Source organism: Clostridium disporicum (genome assembly GCF_001405015.1).
Lineage (GTDB): Bacteria > Bacillota > Clostridia > Clostridiales > Clostridiaceae > Clostridium > Clostridium disporicum_B.
Genome location: NZ_CYZX01000006.1, coordinates 1 through 19,225 on the forward strand (window position 1 = coordinate 1; position 19,225 = coordinate 19,225).

Sequence of the window (19,225 nt, forward strand, 5' to 3'; positions counted from 1 at the left end):
GAATCATCTTCACTTGGTATAAAAGGAACCTGTAATGCAAATCCTATTTGTTGCATAGGAATCACATTTTTTGTGAAGTTTTTCATATTATTACTATGCGCAAAAAAGGAAGTTCAAATTCGAACTTCCTTTTCTTTATCGGCAAATATCAATTTTTTTTTGATACAGCCCCTTTTTTGATTATATAAAGTTATTAAAGCATAAGAAAAATGACATGAATTAGAAATTATTATATAATTTCTTTAAGAATAAGGTTGATAAATAGAAGCCTAAAAAGGAGTATTATATGAAAAGTTATTCACAAGAAGAGCTAGAGAATGCATTAAAAATTATATCTTCAACAATCAGTACATGTGAAAAGATACAACCAAAATTTAGAGAAGGTACGTCGCAGTTCTCCCTTTTGAGAAATAGAATTAAAGCATTGAAAATCTCTAAATGCTTAATAGAAAATGACGGAAGCATAAAGGAATATATCGTAGATGATTTAGAAAAAGCATTACCACCGGTGATTTCAATTATTAATAAAACAGAGAAGGCTCAAAGTAAGTATGATGAAGGAAGTACCCAGTTTAAGAAATTTTCACCACTTATAGAAGCAATGTATATTGCAAGAGCATTAATAACAAATGAAATTATTAAAAGAGAGTAATTTCAGTTTAAAGATGAGATTAAGAGTTTAACTAAGTTAAATAAAGTATAAGTTATAGAGCAGAGTTAAATACAAAAGTATATAAAAAAAGGAGTTATTATGAGTAAAGTACGAAAAATGTTAGGCAAAGCTGATTCACCATATATTATTTCTCTTATGAGATTAATAGAAACACAAAGCAAAAATACAATTGTAAAATGGTGTAATAAATATGCAAGGGAGCATATTTTACCTATTTATGAAAAGGATTATCCTGAAGATTATAGGTTGAAAAATGCATTGAATGCAGTTGATGAATGGTTAGAAAGAAATATAAAATTAGCAGAAGCAAAGAAAATTATCAAAGAAGTTCAAATAGCTGCTAGAGAGGTAGAGGGGAATCCAGCTGCACAGGCTGCGGCAAGAGCAATTGGAGCAACAACGACAACAATTAATACTATAACAAGTTCATTAGGACTTGCGTTTTATGGTTCTGCGGCCATAGCATATTCATCTATTGGAACAAGTGAGAATATAGAAGTTTATGATGAAATTGCAGCAAGAGAGTGCAAAAAGATGGAAGAGGATTTGCGTAAAATTTCTATAAAGGATGAGCCTAATCCAGCTAAGATAAATTGGAAATGCTAAATTATAGAAGAATTACATGATACAATAAATATAATGATAATTATCTTAAATAATAGGAAAACTAGGCATTTACAGGGTGTCAAATACTTTTGACATGCGAAAAATAGGTAATATCAAACACTTTTGATGGTGAAAATTCATTTAAGGTTATAGATTAATAGTGCAGGAGGACATTGTATGGAGATTGGAAAACAAATAAAAAAATATAGATCAGAAATGAAGCTTTCACAGGATGAGTTAGCTGAAAAGATATTTGTATCTCGTCAAACTATATCAAATTGGGAAAATAATAAGAGCTATCCTGATGTGAAAAGTTTATTATTACTAAGCTCTCTTTTTAATGTCTCTCTTGACATATTAATTAAAGGAGACCTTGAAGAAATGAAAGAAAAAATTAAAACAGAAGACATTGATGGATTTAAACATGATAGTAATATATTTAGTATATTGTTATTGAGTACTATTTTATTACCTGTTCCACTTCTACGATTCATGGGATATGTTGGAGCTGGAATTTGGGGGTTGATTGCAATAGGTGCAATATATTATGCAATCCGAGTTGAAAAGTATAAAAAGAATTTTAATATCCAAACATATCGAGAAATTCTTGCCTTTTTTGAAGGAAAGGATATGAATGAGCTTGAAAAGAATCAGGAGTATGGGAAAAGACCATATCAGAAATTTTTATTAGCAATAGGTGCAGGTTTATTGACGATATTAGTAGCAGTTATCATGAGATATATATTATTTATATAATAAATAAAGAAACATATAATTATATGTATAAATTACCAATTAGTTTAGGTAAATGAAAGTTTAATCGGTGATGATACTAGCAATTAAATGAGAATTTATTGGGGGATTATAAATGCGTAATGAAAAAGAGATGTATGAGCTACTATTAAGTGTTGCTGAAAAAGATGAGAGAATACACGCTGTATATATGAATGGTTCTAGAACTAATAAAAATGTTCCAAGAGATATTTTTCAAGATTATGATATTGTATATGTAGTAGATGAAACTAGGGGTTTTATTGAAGATAAAAATTGGATTAAAAATTTTGGGGAAATACTGTATATGCAATACCCAGATGAATCTCCGTATTATCCTAGTGATAAGGAAAAATCCTATGGCTGGCTTATGCAGTTTGATGATGGAAATAGAATTGATTTACACGTGGAAACCATCGAAAGTGCTAGAGAAAATATTTTAAGTGATAAGCTATGTAAGATATTGTTGGATAAGGATAATATTTTGCCACAAATTCCTGAAGCTACTGATGAAGACTATTATGTAAAAAAGCCAACTGAAGAAGAATACATTGCTACATGTAATGAATTTTGGTGGTGTTCAAATAATATTGCTAAAGGATTATGGAGGCAAGAGATTCCATATGTACAGGACATGGCTAATCTTATTGTAAGAAAAGAATTAGAGAAGATGCTTTCTTGGAAGGTTGGTATTATTACAGATTTTTCAGTTAGTGTTGGAAAATCAGCAAAGTATATGTATAAGTGGTTGGATAAAAGTGACTGGGAATCATATCTTGCAACGTATTTTGGTGGAAATATTGAAGAGGCTTGGGACAGTGTAATGAGAATGTGCGATTTATTTAAAGAGACTGCAATTTTTGTAGGTAAGGAATTAGGATATGAATATAATTCTTTAGAAGGAAGAAATGCTAGAGCGTTTTTAGAGCATGTACGACAATTACCAAAGGATGCTATTGAAATAAACTTATTTTAACTTTAATCAATACTTATAGTGAATTTTAAATCTTTATAATTTCTACATATTTTTTAGAATGAAGCACATCATACGTAGGAAAGTTCAATTAAACTTATAAAATAAATTTGAAAATCTTAAGTTGTATTACTTGGGGGCTATTTTTTATGTGAGTATTTTTGTTATGTTGAACATAAACAATGCAGGTTTATTTAAGAAACTATAAGAATAAAGTAAATAAGTTATTGAACTTATACCTTCAAAGAAAATGTTAAATGAAGTTGAGGGTATGAAGGATAAATTACGTAGATTAATTATTTTATTAAATTAAGCCAATATAGGAAATGATAGTAAATAAATATAGAAAAATAAACGCAAATGCACTATTTTATGGAAAATATTGTTTGAATTTAAAATATTTATAAAAAATAAATAAAAAAGGTTGCAACTGAATGAGTACTATGTTATTATAAATGAGTAGCAAAGTTGCTAACAAAAAAGTTTCATTTAGGTAAATAGTTTCTCGGAGATTAGAGATTATTATATCAATTTAGAATCTTTAATTTTAGGAGGAATATTTATGACAGATAAAACATTAAAATGTAGAGATTGTGGAAGTGAATTCGTATTTTCAGTAGGAGAACAAGAATTCTACAAAGAAAAAGGATTTACAAATGAGCCAACAAGATGTATATCTTGTAGAAGAGCTAAAAAAGAACAAAATAGAAGATAATTTTAGATTATTATAGGTTGTAGTTTAAACTACAACCTTTTTTATTTATATAAAGTGATTAAAAGTATAAGAAAAATGACATGAATTAGAAATTATTATATAATTCCTTTAAGAATCAGGTTGATAAATGGAATTAAACATAAATGAAATTAATGAAATAAGTTCAGAAGAGCTTTACAAGAGTTTTTATGAACATAAACAATATAACTGATGAACAGATATGGACTACTATAACTTATATTAATAAAGCTTATATAAAAAGAGCGTTATTTTTAACTGGAGAAGATAAAATAGCTATAAAAGAGATGGTAGGGAAGTTAGTAGCTAAGAATAATATCAAATATGTAAATCAAGTAAAGAGCATGGAAAAGTTAATGAGTGCTTTAGGCGTAAGAGTAATAAACGTAGATGGAAAGTTTAAAATAAAGTAAGATATGAAATACCTCAGTGGATTATATTTTAAAACCACTGAGGTATTATTTGTTTTTTATTTAAGAAATCTATCTATTGCAGTATTTAATTTTTCAATAGCTTCTTCATCATCATTTTTAGCAGCATCAATTATACAATGATTTATATGGTCTTGTAATAATATCTTTCCTACATTATTTAATGCGGATTTAACTGCTGCTATTTGAATTAATATTTCAGTGCAATCTTTTTCTTCAATACACATTCTTTTTATAGCTTCAGTATGACCTATTATTCTGGACATTCTATTTATTATTTGTTTTTGATTTGGATGCTTGTGGTCATGAGTATTCATATTGCAACTCCTTTCATTTTAGGAAATTTTAATTTCATCCCACTTTCCTTTTAAAAATCTACTTAATAGTATTATACTTCGAACTACTATATCAAGGGAATATGCTAACCATATACCAACTAATCCTAAATTAAATTTAACGGCAAATATATATCCAAATAATACTCTTATTCCCCATATACCTATTAATGTTGAGTACATAGGTAATTTAGTGTCACCAGCTCCTTGAAGTGCACTGCTAATTACTAATGTAATAGATAAAAATGGTTGAAATATGGCGATTATTCTTAATACTGTTACAACTAAGTTTTGAACTTCCAAATCGTCAGTAAACATTTTTGCTAATGAAGGAGCTGCTATAAAAAATATACTGCCTATTATGATCATTACTATAGTTGAAAGAAGGTTACATAAAAGACCATATCTCTTAGCAAATTTAGGATTATCAGCACCTAATTGACTTCCTATTAAAGTAGTTGCAGCAACTCCAAACCCCATAGCTGGAAGGTATGAATAACTTTCAATAGTTCCAGCTATATTATGTGCTACATATGAAGAAGTTCCTAGTGATATAATTAATGAACCATAGGCAAGTTGTCCAAATCTCATTATTAGTTTTTCAATTCCTGCAGGAACACCAATTTTACTTATTGATAGTATTAAACCTTTATCAATGATCCATTTATCAAATAGCTTTAATTTTAAAGTCGTTTTACCTTTACAAAGACTAAATAGAAGTATACTAACTGTTATCACACGAGATATAGTTGTTGCTAATCCAGCTCCAATTATTCCTAGTCCTTTAAAATCAAATATCCCAAAAATTAAAATATAATTCAAAATAATATTTATAACATTGGCTACTATTGATGCTATCATAGGTGTTTTAGTATTACCAGCTGCCCTTAGTGAACTTGATAATATTAATGATAGACTTAAAAATATACATGGAACTGCCACAACTATAAAATATGGCAATGCATATTCAAGGATATCGGAAGTTGCTCCTAAGGTTATTAAAATAGGTTTAGCAAATAAGAAGCTTATAAGCCCTATAATTAAACTAATTCCTGTAGTAAGGATAATAGCTTGTTTAACAGTTTCAATTGCTTTTTCTTTATTTTTTAATCCTATATTTCTTGAAACTATTGCGGTAGTTCCAACACCTATAGCTGTAAAGAAGGCAATATAAATATTATTTATCAGGTTAGTAGCTCCTATTCCAGCTATAGCATTAGGATGAAGCTTACCGGCAAACAAGGTATCAGTAGTACCAAGGAGCACTTGAAGTATATTTTCTATTATAACTGGTATAGCTAGAATTAATATGGATTTTATTTCATTCAGATATGATGGTTTATATAATATTTTCCTTGGATTTAATTCAATCATAGTATAGCCTCTCTTTTTAAAATCCCTTATAGGGGGATATTGAAATTGAAAAATAACCCCCTAGGGGGGATAATTTGATTTTATAATACAACTTATGGAATATCAAGGAAAATGATACAAATTGGAAGAAGAGAATAACTTTTGATTTACACTTTTTTATTTGGATATACTTACAATAGAGGAGCTGATATTATGGAGACAAAATCACAGAGGTTTTTATATGAACTCTTTATGATGATTTTAGCTTTAGTAGTTGTAACTATAACTATAATACAATTAACTATGACGTTATCTAGTGAGATGGATAGGATTATAACAATCATAGACAACGGAATATATATACTTTTTCTTTTAGATTATTTTACAAGATTAATAAAAAGTGAAAATAAGTGGAGTTTTATTAAAAATAATAAGATAGATTTGATAACCATAATACCTTTTAATTCATTATTTATGGCTCTTAGAATATTTAGATTTTTAAGAGTTACTGAATTTTTAAAGGCGCTTAAGGCTTTAAAGGCAACGGTCTTTATAAATAATATTGTCAAAAAAGTAAGAGTTGTTCTTAGGACTAATTATTTTAATTATGTACTTTTAATAACTATTACTTTGATTTTTTCTTGTGCAGCATTTATATCTATCTTTGAAAATATAAGATTTAAGGATGCTCTTTGGTGGAGCTTTGTAACTACAACTACTGTAGGATATGGGGATATTGCCCCTACTTCAGATTTAGGAAGGATAGTAGCAGTTATTCTTATGATTACAGGAGTAACTTTTATGGGTGTATTGACAGGAACTATATCTACATATTTTTTAAGAAAAGATAGAGAGAGAAATAAAGGCGATTACAAATATGAAGCTATTGAAGAGATTAAAGAAAGATTAGATGATTTTGATAATCTTTCTAGGGGAGAGCTTGAAATTATTACAAAGGTATTATTGTCCTTGAAGGAAGAGAATGATGGTGATAAAGTGTGAGATATGCTCACACTTTATTTAAATTGGAAGTACGACTTTTATTATTGTACCTTTGTTTGGATGACTTTTTACATCTATATTACCATTATGAAGCTCTACTATTTTCTTTACCATAGTCAAACCTAAGCCGTTGCCTTCAGTTGTATGGGATGTATCACCTTGATAAAATTTATCGAAAATATGAGCTTTTACATCTTGAGTCATGCCTATACCTGTGTCTTTAACTTTAAAGATAACACTATCTTCAAAAGACATTAATTCAATTTTTACATCGCCATTGTTTGGAGTAAATTTTATAGCATTATCAATTAAGTTAACCCATACCTGCTTTAGAAGTTCTTCATTTCCATAGTAACTAGTTTCATCTAAATCTATATTCATATTAATATTTTTATCTGACCATTTTGATTCAAGCATAAGTATTGAATGTCTTATTTGTTCAGCTAGGTCAAAGTCATGCTGATCAGATATTATATTTGTATTTTCAATATTTGATAGGTTTAATATATTAGTAGCAAGAGTTGCAAGCCTATCTGATTCACTTATTATTATATCTAAATATTCATCACGAACTTCTTTTGGAAGATTATCGTTTTTAAGAAGCTTTGCAAAGCCTCTAAGAGATACTATTGGTGTTTTAAATTCATGAGAAAAATTATTTACAAAGTCATTTCTTAATATTTTAGCACTTCCAAGCTCCGAGGCCATATTATTAAAGCTTATAGAGAGATTATTCAAAACTTTAGGATAATCAAAGTTAATTCTTACATCAAAGTTTCCATTAGATAATTCTTCAGTGGCATCAATCAATTTATTTATTGGCTTTAATGGAATTTCTCCAAATATTAATGTTAATGTACACCCTATTATTGTACTTAAAAGCGCTATAAATAATAAAATACGAAGAAATGGTGGATGTTGAGGTTCTCTAAATAGTTGATTATTATATAAAAAGCTTCCAATCAACGCAACTATACACATAGTGCTTACTATTATTATAAAAACTACGCCTGTCAGCAGGATAGTAAGCCCGTTAAATCTCTTATTACAGTGTTTTTTATTTCTCTTCATGCTTTACCGCCTTATATCCTAATCCTCTTACAGCAACAAGCTCAAATTCAGGATAGTCTTCAAATTTTTTACGAAGTCTATTTATATGTACATTTAATGTATTTGCACAGGTTTCTGATTCTAAGCCCCATATTTCATCCATAAGCTGAAGTCTAGTGAAAATTTTATTTGGATAAGAAAGCAGCTTATATAATAATTGAAATTCCTTTTTAGGCAATATTTTAATATCATCATTACGGCTTACTGTAAGGGTATCATAATCTAAAACTACATTGCCAACTCTAAGCTTTCTCTCATTTATTATCATTGAACGTCTTAAGAGAGCTTTAATTCTAAGTAGCATTTCTTCTTCATCAATAGGCTTGGTCATATAATCATCAGTTCCAACTAAGAAGCCTTTCTTTTTATCTTCAGGAAGCTGTTTAGCTGATACCATAAGTATCGGAATATTATTGTTACATGAACGTAATGTATCAGTAAGTTCGTATCCATCCATCTCTGGCATCATAATGTCTAAAACTACTAAATCGATATGTTCTTTATCAAAAACCTCAAGAGCTTCTCTGCCATTTTCAGCAGTATAAGTTTTATAACCATCATTGGAAATAATAGCATCCATAAGCTTTCTTGTATTTTTATCATCTTCAACAATTAATATATGAAACATAAAATCCTCCTAAGAATATTTCTCAATTTTATAATAACTATAAAATTATACCATAAAAAAATAAATCGAGGATAAACAGAATAAGAGTATAAAAAAGTGGTAAATAATACTTAAGAATAACAAAAAAAGTTAAATTAGTTTATTTTCAGTTTATTTTGGAGGCTTAATATAAGCTTATTGAAAGAACAATAGCAGGAGGAGTAGTAATATATGTTGCAGTTAAAGAACATTTATAAGGTTTATAAAACTGGAGATTTAACGCAGACCGCCTTAGATGGTGTAAGCTTAAATTTCAGAAAAAGTGAATTTGTTGCTATCTTAGGACAAAGTGGTTCAGGTAAAACAACTATGCTTAATATTATTGGTGGTCTTGATCAATATGATAAAGGTGATTTAATAATTAATGGAAAGTCTACAAAGAAATTTAATGATAGGGATTGGGATACTTATAGAAATCACTCAATAGGTTTTGTATTTCAAAGCTATAACTTAATTCCACACCAAACTGTATTATCTAATGTTGAATTAGCACTTACTTTATCAGGTGTTTCTAAAACAGAAAGAAGACAGAGAGCAAAGGAAGCTCTTGAAAAAGTAGGACTTGGAAAGCAGTTACACAAGAAGCCAAGCCAAATGTCTGGTGGACAGATGCAGAGAGTTGCTATAGCAAGAGCACTTATAAATGACCCAGATATATTATTAGCAGACGAGCCTACAGGAGCATTAGACTCTGAAACAAGCGTTCAAATTATGGAACTGTTAAAGGAGATATCTAAGGACAGGCTTATAATAATGGTTACTCATAACCCTGAGCTTGCTGAAGAATATGCAAACAGAATAGTAAGAGTTAGAGATGGTAATATAATTGATGACACAAACCCATGCAGTGATGAAGAAATTAAAATTTCTACAGAAAAAAGTGAAAGAGAAGCAAAGAAAACTTCAATGTCATTTGGAACTGCATTATCTTTAAGTTTAAATAACTTGAAGACTAAAAAAGGAAGAACTATTTTAACTGCTTTTGCAGGAAGTATTGGTATTATAGGTATAGCTTTAATATTATCACTATCAAGCGGAGTTAAGGACTATATAAATAAGGTTCAGGAAGATACACTTTCATCTTACCCAATATCTATAGAAAGTCAGACTGTAGATATGAGTAGCATGATGGAAAGTATGATGAATAAGAATAAAGCTGATGAAGAGCGTGAAGAAGGCAAGGTTTATTCCAATAATATAATGAGTGGAATGATGGAGTCTATGAGTGCTCAAGTTACTAAAAATGATTTAAAATCATTTAGAGAGTATTTAGAGAATGGAAATTCTAATATAGACGAGTATGCTAATGTCATTCAGTATGGATATGATTTAGACCTTCATATTTATAAATCTGATACATCTAATGGTATTGTTGAGGTTAGTCCAACAACTGTTTATGATAAGCTTGGCTTTGGTGGTGGAGCATCTCAAATGCCTATGGCATCAAGCTTTAATGTATGGACAGAACTTTTAGGAAATCAGACTCTTTTAGAATCACAATATGATGTGGTTGCAGGAAAATGGCCAGAAAATTATGATGAAATAATATTAGTAGTAGATAAAAATAATGAAATCAGTGACGTAAATCTTTATTCTATAGGCTTATTAGATTCTTCTGAATTAGAAGCTAAGATGAAAAAGATACAGGCTGGTGAAGAGGTTGAAGAAAATCAAGAAGTAGTAAGCTATACTTTTGATGAGTTATTAAATTTAACTTATAAGCTTGTTTTAAATACAGATTACTATGAAAAAGAGGGTAACACTTGGGTAGATAAAAGTGAAAATGCAGTTTATATGAAAAAGCTTGTTGAAGATGCCCTCGAGTTAAAGGTTGTTGGTATAGTAAGACCATCAGAAGAGGCAGTAGCAACTTCTATAAGCTCAGCAGTAGGTTATACAAGTGACTTAACTGAATATGTTATTAATAGTATAAATGACAGCGAGATAGTAAAAGAGCAAAAAGAAAATCCAGATACAGATGTATTTACAGGAAAAGCTTTTGTAGTAGAAGATGGCGAAGATAATGATATGACAGCTATAGATATGTCTACCTTAACTGATGAAGAGAAGGCTTATTTAGCATCACTTTCACAAGAAGAACTACAAGCTCTTATGAAACAGCAAGCAGAAGCAACTGATGCAACATATGAAGGAAACCTATCTTTATTAGGATGTGTTGATTTAGATAATCCTTCAACTATAAATATTTATGCTAAAGACTTTGAAGCAAAAGAATCTATTGAAGATATAATTACAGCATATAATAATGAAAAAACAGATGCAGGTGAAGAAGAGTACGTTGTTACTTATAATGATATGGTAGGACTTATGATGTCTTCAGTAACTTCAATAATAGATATAATAAGCTATGTACTTATTGCATTCGTAGCAATTTCTTTAGTTGTATCATCAATTATGATAGGTATTATTACTTATATCTCAGTTCTTGAAAGAACTAAGGAAATAGGTATTCTTAGAAGTATCGGTGCATCTAAGAAGGATATTTCAAGAGTATTTAATGCAGAAACAGTAATAGTTGGATTTGGAGCAGGTGCAATAGGAATAATAGTAACGATATTATTAAATATTCCTATAAATGCTATAATAAAGGCAGTATCAGGCATTTCAGGAGTATCAAAACTTCCAGTAGCAGGTGCTATTATATTAATTGCTATAAGCATGTTATTAACTGTTATAGCAGGATTAATACCAGCAAAAGTGGCATCTAAGAAAGATCCGGTAGAAGCTTTAAGAACAGAGTAGAAGAAAGCCTACGGCAGATATAAGATTCATGTCGTAGGCTTTTATTTATTTTGTATAGGCAAATGTTTTTTCGGTTTACTAAAAATTTATTTTGTCTACAGAAGCTCTTTTTTTATGAGGTGGTAGAATAACTTATTCCCTTATGTAAATTAATTTTGAAATTTTAAAAAACTTATTGTTTATTTATATGAAGTTAGTATAAAATGGAAGGTATATGAAGTATGGAGGTGTGGGGTAAGTTGGATTCACAAGAAACAAAGGATAGTAATAGAAGAAAGAAAAGAAAGTTAAGTAAGAAAAAGAAGATTATAATAAGCGCTTTTTCAGTACTATTATTATTAATAGTATTTATAGCTTCGGGATATTTTTACGTGAGAAGTAAGATATATAGGCCTACTAAGCAGATTGAAAAACCTACTGTTACTCAAAATACTGAAAGCGAGGAAACAGTTGAATATAGGACAGTTGAAGGTATTACCAATGTTTTATTATTAGGTGTTGATGGAATAGATTTTGATGCAGCGGATCAAAGATCTGATTCAATGATAATAGCAACATTGGATAGTAATAATAAAAAGATTAAGTTAACCTCACTGTATAGAGATGCGTTAGTATATATACCAGGTTATGGAGAAAATAAGATGAATGCATCATTTTCTTTAGGTGGACCTGAATTAGTAATGGAGACTATAAAATATAATTATGATATTAATATAGAAAAATATGTAATGATAAATTTTGTAGGATTTGAGGCTATTATAGATCAAATAGGTGGAATAGAAATTGATGTTCAGGAATATCAATTGAATGAATTAAATAAGTATATTGGTGAAGCAACAGGAGGAAATGATTGTCCTGTAGAAGAGCCTGGACTTCAAACGCTCAATGGTAAACAAGCTTTATCTTATGCAAGAATAAGAAAAGGTGTTGGAGATGACTACGAAAGAACAGAAAGACAAAGAGAAGTCCTTTTTAAAGTTGCTGAAAAATTACAGAAGACTAAGCCTATTAAGTATCTTGGTATAGCAACTAAGATGCTAGATTATCTTAGAACAAATATAGATCTTTATGAGTGTCTTGACTTAGCATATACTGTATTTAAATTCCCTAGTCTAGTTACAGAACAGTTAAGTATACCAGTTCCTGAACTCTCAGAAGATGTTAAGATTGATGGTATAGGTTGGGTTATAAGTATGGACAGATATGAGAATGCAGAAATATTAAATGATTTTATATTTAATGATTATTTGCCAGATTTTATACTTAATAGATCTACAGAAAAAGATCCAAGTATTTATTTTGAATATGATGGATTTGGAAGTAGTTATGATGAAAGTTATTATTACGAAGAATATTACTATGAGGAAGATTATTATACACCAGAGATATATGAACCTATTGAAGAAGAGGTAATACATCCTGAAGAACCTTCTGAAGATATTGTACCTCCAGTTAATGAAAGTAATACAGGAGATGGAACAATAACTGATGATGGAAGTAATCAAGGAGAAGATTTAGGCAATAGTGACAATTTTGATAATAATCAAATGTCACCTGAAGGGGAAGCTCCATAAGAAAAATAATATGATAGATAATATAGAGACAGATTAGCTGATGTAGAAAAGCTAATCTGTTTTTTTATTATTCGTCATTATCTGTGATTATAGAAAAAGTATGAAAAAAATTATACTTTTCACTTTTGACGAAGTCAAACTTTTCACCAAAGTGATTCGCACTTTTATTCTGTAATTTCCTAATATATTAACAATAAAACCTAATATTATGCAATTTTAAAAATAGTAAATATATTAAAATATAATTGGATGAGTTTGAATTGAGAATTTATTAGTAGAAGAGAGGAGGGATAAAATGTTAAAGAGGTTAATAAGTATTTTTACATCTTTTTTTAAGATTGGTGTAATTGGTTTTGGTGGTGGAAGTGCTTTAATACCGATAGTTGAAAAAGAGATAGTTGAAGATAAGGAATGGTTTAATGAAGATGATTATTTAAAACATACAGTAATAGCTAATATCACGCCAGGAGCACTTCCAGTAAAGCTTGGTGCAGTTGCTGGATATGAAAGAGGTGGGGGACTAGGAAGTATATTAGGAGCATATGCAGTTACACTTCCAGGAGTAATATTAACTTTAGTACTTCTAACACTTTTTTCAATTGCAGGTGAAAAGATTGCTCATTATATAGAATTTGCATCAGTTGGAATATCTGTATTTATAATTAACTTACTTCTAAGTTACATATTAAAAGTAATTGAATCAGGTGAAAAAGAAGGTATAAAGAAGTACTATATAATGATTTGCATAGTAGCATTTGCTTTAACTGGTGGGAAAGAGATAAGACATTTAATCTCATCATTTTTAGAACGAGATTTAGGTGTATTAAGTTTTATAGTATTTGATATATCAACTATAAATTTGATGATAATATCATTTTTTATGATACTTTTTATAGGGTTAATAAGAACTAAAGAATCGATGATAATTGGAACTAGCATTTCTTTAATTTTTGCCTTTATAAATGGGAAAAATGAACTTGTTACTAGTGGTGGAATAATATCAAAGATACTTATGGTAGCTATTGCTATTTTAGCTTGTTATGCCATAGTAAGAGATAATAAGAAAAGACTAAAAAAAGAAAAGTCAAGGTTTAAAATAAGCAAACAAGCATATATTTCAATTGGGTTATTTATAGCAATACCAGTTGTATTATTTATTTTATTGATGATTTTAGCTCCAGAAGGTGGTAATATGGGAACTTTTGCAGGAGATGTTGCTATATCAACAGTTACATCTTTTGGTGGTGGTGAAGCTTACGTTTCAGTAGCAGATGGAATCTTTGTACAAAGTGGAATGGTGAATGCAGGAGATTTTTATAATAAGATTGTAGCCATAGCAAATGCACTTCCAGGACCAATATTAGTTAAGATAGCAGCAGGTGTAGGTTTTATTTTAGGTGGAAGCTTAAGTGGAGTATTATATGGATGGCTTTTAGCAATATTTGCAATGTCAGTAGCTGTAGGAGCTTGCTGCATAGTAGCAATAGTAGTGTTACTTGGTTATGATGCATTAAAAGATTCAAGGGCATTAATTATGGTAAAACAATTTATATTACCTGTAGTATGTGGAATGCTTATATCAACATCGTTAAGCATGATGATAGAAGGTATGAAGGTAACTGCAGGATTAGGAATAGCAGGATTTACAGCATTACCTCTTATGATTTTAGCTATAGCAATGCTTTATTTTGTTCATAAGAGATATCATTTAAGTGATATTATATTACTTTGTGGAAGTGCTGTAATAAGTCTTTCTATGCTACAAATGATTTAGTTAACTTTATTGATTAAAAATTAAAGAAGATTAGTATTGACATATGGTAATATCAGGTTTAAAATTAATATGTAAGCATAATGCTTGCAAGATAGAAAGTTAATAGAAGTAGGTAAATGTCTTAACCACGAAGGTTTAGCGATATAAATCGTTTAAAGCTTTGTGGTTTTTAAATTTTTATTATTAATAATAATTTTACTGCAAATGTTTAAGAATAGTATTATATAAGAAAGATATTAAAAAGAAGTTGTCAGAAAAAGACAACTTCTAATTTTTTATGCAATTGTAATTTGAACTTTATCAATTCTCTTATTATCTAGGGATAAAATTTTAAATATTATAGAGTTTATGGTTATTTCTTTATTTATATAACCATTAGGAATTACACCTAGATTCTCAAGAACTAGTCCACCAACTGTGTCTATAATTTCAGATTCTAAATTAAGAGATAAATATTTATTTACATCAGATATGGTAACAAGTCCGTCAACTATATAATTTTTATCATCAAGCTTCTTAATTTTTGAAGAGTTATCATCATATTCGTCTGAAATTTCACCTATAACTTCTTCTATTAAGTCTTCTAAAGTAACAATTCCAGAAAAACCACCATATTCATCAATTAATATAGCCATATGATTTTTTGTTGATTTTAATTCTTTAAGCAAATCATCTATATTTTTTGTTTCAGGCACCATATAAGGTTTTCTCATTATAGATTCTATAGATAAATTTTCAATTCCCTTATTAACTACATTAGAAAAGATATCTTTCATATATAATATACCAACTATATTGTCAATATCATCGTCATATATAGGAATTCTAGAGTAGCTTTCTTCTAAAATAGTATTTATATTATCTTTAATACTTGACTTAACTTCAAGACAGAATGTTTCTGTTCTTGGTGTCATAACTTCTTTTGCTAATATATCATCAAATTGAATTATTCCATCAATCATATTTCTTTCAGTTTCATTTAAAGCCCCTTGCTCCTCGCCAAGCTCAATTAAACTCTTGATTTCTTCTCTTGATACATTTTCTTCAATGCCATCAGTTTTAATACCTAAAATTTTTAAAAGTAAATTAGTTGATGCAGATAAGAACCATACGAATGGTTTCGTAAGCTTTGAAATAAAGATAATAGGTTTTACCGTAAACATAGCAACTTTTTCAGCATTTTGCAGAGCTATTCGTTTAGGTAACAATTCACCGAGAACTAATGTTATATAAGAAATCAATAGAGTAATTAATAATACTGCTATATTTGAGCTATAAGGCACACCTAGACTAGATAAAAAATAAGCAAGTCCAGATGATATTGAAGTTGCAGCAGATGCAGATGCGAAGAAACCTGCAAAAGTAATACCAACTTGAATTGTAGCTAAAAAATTACTAGGTTCTTTTAATAAACCCAATAAAAGCTTGGCTTTTTTATCGCCATCTTCAGCTAATAAAGTTATTTTGGTTTTGTTGATAGATACGATTGCCATTTCAGCAGATGCGAAAAATGCATTAACCATAACTAAGATAAAAATAAGAATAAAGTTCCCACTCGGGCTACCGTCCATTTAATAATATTCCCCCTCAAAAATAAATTAACTTATTATAACATAGTAAAATTTCACTTACAAACAGCAAAAGGAACATTAAAAACATAATAGATGGAGATACATGAAACTATAAATCCATAATTAAATAAAATACTTTTTATTAATAAAATATACTCAAAAACAAAGAAATTTGTTAACAAATAAATTGTAATAATTCTGTAACGTTAAAAGCGGTTATTTTAATATATAATAGTAAATAAGGATAATTATAGTAAATGGAGGTGGAGAATATGGGATTTAATTTAAAGATAAAAAGTATTATAAAATATTTTATAATTATAATTGTATTTATCATACTTGTCGGGATAGTAGTTGCATTAGATTTTTTTAATTTATTACCACAACAAAGTTATACAGCGGATGATTTTGATATAGAAACTATATTAAGTGATACTGATTATAACGGAAATGGAATAGATGATTATACAGATATAGTTATTGGTGCTAGAATTGATGCTAAAAATAAGCCTAAATATCATAGTGCTTATTATGATGGAGGATATCCACCTAATGAAGAAGGTGTATGTACTGATGTTATATGGAGAGCATTTAGAAATGCAGGTTATTCTTTAAAAGATATGGTAGATAAAGATATTGAAGAGAATGTTGACTTGTATCCAAGAGTTGAAGTTACACCTGACAAGAATATAGATTTTAGAAGAGTACCTAACTTAAAGGTGTTTTTTGATAGGTATGCAGAAGCTTTAACTTTAGATCCTTATGACATAGAGGAATGGCAACCAGGAGATATAGTTATTTTTGGAGAACAATATGTTCATATAGCTATAATTTCTGATAAGAGAAACAAAGATGGGGTACCATACATAATTCATAATGGAGGACAACCAGTTAGAGAAGAAAATATGCTTGTAAAATACACAATTTGGCAACCAATAACAGGACATTATAGATTTAAAGGGAAAGTTGATTAGAATCAAATAGTACAATATTCTTAAATATTTAATGAAACAATAAATCAGGGATAGAGTGAAAATATTAGGTACATTATTTTAGTATTAAAGTCAAAAAATATTCTAATAATATTTAGTATAAATAATTTTATTTACTTCTTTTATAGTATTTAATTTTAAAGGAGTTTTGGAGGAAAAAAATGAAATTAAATGATAATATTTATGTACTAAAATTAAAAGCTACAATGAATCCTAATGAATATATATATCCAGCATTAATAGCTAAGGAGAATAGATTACTTTTAATAGATACTGGAAATCCAGGACAGATTGATGATATAAAAAAAGCTATTGAAGAGGAAGGGCTTTGCTTTCAAGATTTATCAGCAGTAGTTATAACTCATCAAGATATAGATCATGTAGGATGTGTTAAGGATATTTTAAAGGAGTTACCAAATGTAAAGGTATTTGCATCTGAAAATGAAGCTAGATATATAAATGGAACTAAAATGCCTACTAAAGTAGCAAATTTAGAAAGAAATCTTAACTATTTACCCAATGAAGCTAAAGTTTTATATGAAAAAATGAAAAATTTTTATTCTTGTAATAAAGTTGAGATAGATGAGATTTTAAATGATGGCGATTTGATTCCAGGATTTAATGAGGTGAGTGTTATTTATACACCAGGCCATACACCAGGTCATTTAAGCTTATATATAGAGGAGGAAAAAGTATTAATTGCTGGAGATGCATTTATAATTAAGGATGGGAATATAAGAACTACGGATAGTGATTTAAACTTTAATGATGAAGAATATTATAGCTCTTTAAGGAAATTACATAATTATGATATAAGAGAAGCTATCTGTTATCATGGAGGAATATACAAGAAAAATATAAATAAAGCTATTGAAGATATAATGAATATATAGTTAAGGGAAAGAAAAGGGTTAGAGATTTATATAAAAAAAGCTCTAACTTTTTTTAGTTTAAGCATTATTTATAGATACTTTGTATAGAATTAAGTAAAAGTGGACAATAATTAAACTGAAGAAAAAAATGTTATATATAAGGAGAAGTATTTATGGATAAGGTTATATGCCCAAAATGTAATGAAATAGTAACTGAGGGAGCTGGAGTTAAGTCAGAAGGAATAATAACTTGTGAAAAGTGTAAATATCAACTACATTGGGAATGTGATGGAGAAAAGACTATTAGCAAATAATATTTTATATAAAAATATGCCTTTAGCATGGAGCAAATTATCTATGCTAAAGGCATATTTATTTTATTAATAAAAAACCTTTGTAGTGAAGAGATAATTAATATATTAAATTAAGTTTTTTAATTTAATAATAGGAAATATTTGGAACTATACTGAATAATAATACTAAAAAGGGGGCTTGTTAATGGAATATGCGGATGTTTATAACAAAGATAGAAGAAAGTTAGGAAAAACCGTACTAAAAGGAGATAAGCTTACCCCAGGAGAATATTATTTAGCAGTACATGTATGGATTATGAATAGTAAAGAACAGTTTTTGATTCAAAAAAGAGCTAGTACAGTCTTATATAATCCTAATAAGTGGTCTTTAACTAGCGGAGCAGCAATAGTAGGTGAAGATAGTTACGGAACATGCATAAGAGAAGTTAATGAAGAGCTTGGGATAGAACCTAATATGGATTGTGCTAAAGTTATGTTCACTCTAGAGAGAGGTGATAATTTTTGTGATATTTGGTTAGTTCAACAAGATATAAATTTGAATGAATGTGTACTTCAAGTTGAAGAAGTTAGCGAAATTAGATGGGCTACCAAAAAAGAAATTTTTAAAATGATAGCAAATGGAGAGTTTGTACCATATCCATATATAAAAAGGTTTTTTGAAAAGATTAGTTAGTGCTTATAGCAAGAGAAATATTTACTGATATAAGAAAT

19 protein-coding genes are annotated in these 19,225 nt (G+C 28.8%); 14 read left to right on the forward strand and 5 right to left on the reverse strand.

Features of this window, described 5'->3' with window-relative positions; translation table 11 throughout:
- Positions 1–286: 286 nt before the first annotated feature.
- The 6 genes from ARA56_RS04965 to ARA56_RS04990 all read left to right on the forward strand — a co-directional run bounded on the left by ARA56_RS04965 (position 287) and on the right by ARA56_RS04990 (position 4,169).
- Complete coding sequence (locus ARA56_RS04965) at positions 287–652, forward strand: hypothetical protein (protein ID WP_055264557.1); 366 nt, start codon at positions 287–289, stop codon at positions 650–652.
- Positions 653–751: 99 nt separating this feature from the next.
- On the forward strand, positions 752–1,279 hold the full coding sequence (locus ARA56_RS04970; RefSeq protein ID WP_055264558.1) for a putative immunity protein: 528 nt from the start codon (positions 752–754) through the stop codon (positions 1,277–1,279).
- Positions 1,280–1,456: 177 nt separating this feature from the next.
- Positions 1,457–2,035, forward strand: coding sequence for a helix-turn-helix domain-containing protein (locus ARA56_RS04975; protein ID WP_055264559.1), 579 nt, complete (start codon positions 1,457–1,459; stop codon positions 2,033–2,035).
- A gap of 112 nt (positions 2,036–2,147) precedes the next feature.
- The gene (locus ARA56_RS04980) at positions 2,148–3,026 is read left to right on the forward strand and encodes an aminoglycoside 6-adenylyltransferase (RefSeq protein ID WP_055264560.1); all 879 of its coding nucleotides are present in this window, start codon (positions 2,148–2,150) and stop codon (positions 3,024–3,026) included.
- Between the two features lie 559 nt (positions 3,027–3,585).
- A complete protein-coding gene (locus ARA56_RS04985; RefSeq protein WP_055264561.1) occupies positions 3,586–3,738 on the forward strand; it encodes a zinc-ribbon domain-containing protein in 153 nt (50 codons plus the stop codon).
- Between the two features lie 188 nt (positions 3,739–3,926).
- Positions 3,927–4,169, forward strand: coding sequence for a hypothetical protein (locus ARA56_RS04990; protein ID WP_055264562.1), 243 nt, complete (start codon positions 3,927–3,929; stop codon positions 4,167–4,169).
- 56 nt (positions 4,170–4,225) lie between these two features.
- Here the strand turns inward: ARA56_RS04990 and ARA56_RS04995 are convergent, their stop codons facing one another.
- On the reverse strand, positions 4,226–4,504 hold the full coding sequence (locus tag ARA56_RS04995) for a metal-sensing transcriptional repressor (protein ID WP_055264563.1): 279 nt from the start codon (positions 4,502–4,504) through the stop codon (positions 4,226–4,228).
- An 18-nt stretch (positions 4,505–4,522) separates the two neighbouring features.
- Positions 4,523–5,896: an MATE family efflux transporter gene (locus ARA56_RS05000; RefSeq protein WP_084758963.1), complete on the reverse strand. Its 1,374-nt coding sequence runs from the start codon at positions 5,894–5,896 to the stop codon at positions 4,523–4,525.
- A 192-nt stretch (positions 5,897–6,088) separates the two neighbouring features.
- On the opposite strand from ARA56_RS05000, the gene ARA56_RS05005 reads away from it, so the two are divergent.
- Complete coding sequence (locus tag ARA56_RS05005; protein WP_055264564.1) at positions 6,089–6,877, forward strand: potassium channel family protein; 789 nt, start codon at positions 6,089–6,091, stop codon at positions 6,875–6,877.
- Positions 6,878–6,895: 18 nt separating this feature from the next.
- Here ARA56_RS05005 and ARA56_RS05010 read toward each other — a convergent pair whose 3' ends face one another.
- Complete coding sequence (locus tag ARA56_RS05010; protein WP_055264565.1) at positions 6,896–7,948, reverse strand: sensor histidine kinase; 1,053 nt, start codon at positions 7,946–7,948, stop codon at positions 6,896–6,898.
- On the reverse strand, positions 7,935–8,615 hold the full coding sequence (locus ARA56_RS05015; RefSeq protein ID WP_055264566.1) for a response regulator transcription factor: 681 nt from the start codon (positions 8,613–8,615) through the stop codon (positions 7,935–7,937). The genes ARA56_RS05010 and ARA56_RS05015 overlap by 14 nt, the downstream gene beginning before the upstream one ends.
- Positions 8,616–8,825: 210 nt before the next feature.
- On the opposite strand from ARA56_RS05015, the gene ARA56_RS05020 reads away from it, so the two are divergent.
- The 3 genes from ARA56_RS05020 (at position 8,826) to ARA56_RS05030 (ending at position 14,765) form a co-directional block, all read left to right on the forward strand.
- Positions 8,826–11,417: an ABC transporter ATP-binding protein/permease gene (locus tag ARA56_RS05020; RefSeq protein ID WP_055264567.1), complete on the forward strand. Its 2,592-nt coding sequence runs from the start codon at positions 8,826–8,828 to the stop codon at positions 11,415–11,417.
- 239 nt (positions 11,418–11,656) lie between these two features.
- Positions 11,657–12,991, forward strand: coding sequence for an LCP family protein (locus tag ARA56_RS05025; protein ID WP_231073272.1), 1,335 nt, complete (start codon positions 11,657–11,659; stop codon positions 12,989–12,991).
- Positions 12,992–13,286: 295 nt separating this feature from the next.
- A complete protein-coding gene (locus ARA56_RS05030) occupies positions 13,287–14,765 on the forward strand; it encodes a chromate transporter (RefSeq protein WP_055264569.1) in 1,479 nt (492 codons plus the stop codon).
- A 275-nt stretch (positions 14,766–15,040) separates the two neighbouring features.
- Here the strand turns inward: ARA56_RS05030 and ARA56_RS05035 are convergent, their stop codons facing one another.
- Positions 15,041–16,336, reverse strand: coding sequence for a hemolysin family protein (locus tag ARA56_RS05035; RefSeq protein ID WP_055264570.1), 1,296 nt, complete (start codon positions 16,334–16,336; stop codon positions 15,041–15,043).
- A gap of 272 nt (positions 16,337–16,608) precedes the next feature.
- Between ARA56_RS05035 and ARA56_RS05040 the strand changes: the two genes are divergently transcribed.
- The 4 genes from ARA56_RS05040 to ARA56_RS05050 all read left to right on the forward strand — a co-directional run bounded on the left by ARA56_RS05040 (position 16,609) and on the right by ARA56_RS05050 (position 19,187).
- Positions 16,609–17,310 (forward strand): DUF1287 domain-containing protein, encoded by a 702-nt coding sequence (locus ARA56_RS05040; RefSeq protein WP_055264571.1) that lies wholly within the window; start codon positions 16,609–16,611, stop codon positions 17,308–17,310.
- A gap of 179 nt (positions 17,311–17,489) precedes the next feature.
- Entirely contained in the window at positions 17,490–18,221 is a 732-nt protein-coding gene (locus ARA56_RS05045) for an MBL fold metallo-hydrolase (protein ID WP_055264572.1), read from the forward strand.
- Between the two features lie 152 nt (positions 18,222–18,373).
- Positions 18,374–18,514 (forward strand): hypothetical protein, encoded by a 141-nt coding sequence (locus tag ARA56_RS16600; RefSeq protein ID WP_156334254.1) that lies wholly within the window; start codon positions 18,374–18,376, stop codon positions 18,512–18,514.
- A gap of 184 nt (positions 18,515–18,698) precedes the next feature.
- The gene (locus ARA56_RS05050) at positions 18,699–19,187 is read left to right on the forward strand and encodes an NUDIX hydrolase (protein WP_055264573.1); all 489 of its coding nucleotides are present in this window, start codon (positions 18,699–18,701) and stop codon (positions 19,185–19,187) included.
- Positions 19,188–19,225 lie beyond the last annotated feature (38 nt).

What these genes read in the sequence shown, in the direction of transcription:
- ARA56_RS04965 (WP_055264557.1), top strand. Translation starts at nt 287, where the DNA reads ATGAAAAGTTATTCACAAGAAGAGCTAGAGAATGCATTAAAAATTATA.
- ARA56_RS04970 (WP_055264558.1), top strand. Translation starts at nt 752, where the DNA reads ATGAGTAAAGTACGAAAAATGTTAGGCAAAGCTGATTCACCATATATT.
- ARA56_RS04975 (WP_055264559.1), top strand. Translation starts at nt 1,457, where the DNA reads ATGGAGATTGGAAAACAAATAAAAAAATATAGATCAGAAATGAAGCTT.
- ARA56_RS04980 (WP_055264560.1), top strand. Translation starts at nt 2,148, where the DNA reads ATGCGTAATGAAAAAGAGATGTATGAGCTACTATTAAGTGTTGCTGAA.
- ARA56_RS04985 (WP_055264561.1), top strand. Translation starts at nt 3,586, where the DNA reads ATGACAGATAAAACATTAAAATGTAGAGATTGTGGAAGTGAATTCGTA.
- ARA56_RS04990 (WP_055264562.1), top strand. Translation starts at nt 3,927, where the DNA reads ATGAACATAAACAATATAACTGATGAACAGATATGGACTACTATAACT.
- ARA56_RS04995 (WP_055264563.1), bottom strand. Translation starts at nt 4,504, where the DNA reads ATGAATACTCATGACCACAAGCATCCAAATCAAAAACAAATAATAAAT.
- ARA56_RS05000 (WP_084758963.1), bottom strand. Translation starts at nt 5,896, where the DNA reads ATGATTGAATTAAATCCAAGGAAAATATTATATAAACCATCATATCTG.
- ARA56_RS05005 (WP_055264564.1), top strand. Translation starts at nt 6,089, where the DNA reads ATGGAGACAAAATCACAGAGGTTTTTATATGAACTCTTTATGATGATT.
- ARA56_RS05010 (WP_055264565.1), bottom strand. Translation starts at nt 7,948, where the DNA reads ATGAAGAGAAATAAAAAACACTGTAATAAGAGATTTAACGGGCTTACT.
- ARA56_RS05015 (WP_055264566.1), bottom strand. Translation starts at nt 8,615, where the DNA reads ATGTTTCATATATTAATTGTTGAAGATGATAAAAATACAAGAAAGCTT.
- ARA56_RS05020 (WP_055264567.1), top strand. Translation starts at nt 8,826, where the DNA reads ATGTTGCAGTTAAAGAACATTTATAAGGTTTATAAAACTGGAGATTTA.
- ARA56_RS05030 (WP_055264569.1), top strand. Translation starts at nt 13,287, where the DNA reads ATGTTAAAGAGGTTAATAAGTATTTTTACATCTTTTTTTAAGATTGGT.
- ARA56_RS05035 (WP_055264570.1), bottom strand. Translation starts at nt 16,336, where the DNA reads ATGGACGGTAGCCCGAGTGGGAACTTTATTCTTATTTTTATCTTAGTT.
- ARA56_RS05040 (WP_055264571.1), top strand. Translation starts at nt 16,609, where the DNA reads ATGGGATTTAATTTAAAGATAAAAAGTATTATAAAATATTTTATAATT.
- ARA56_RS05045 (WP_055264572.1), top strand. Translation starts at nt 17,490, where the DNA reads ATGAAATTAAATGATAATATTTATGTACTAAAATTAAAAGCTACAATG.
- ARA56_RS16600 (WP_156334254.1), top strand. Translation starts at nt 18,374, where the DNA reads ATGGATAAGGTTATATGCCCAAAATGTAATGAAATAGTAACTGAGGGA.
- ARA56_RS05050 (WP_055264573.1), top strand. Translation starts at nt 18,699, where the DNA reads ATGGAATATGCGGATGTTTATAACAAAGATAGAAGAAAGTTAGGAAAA.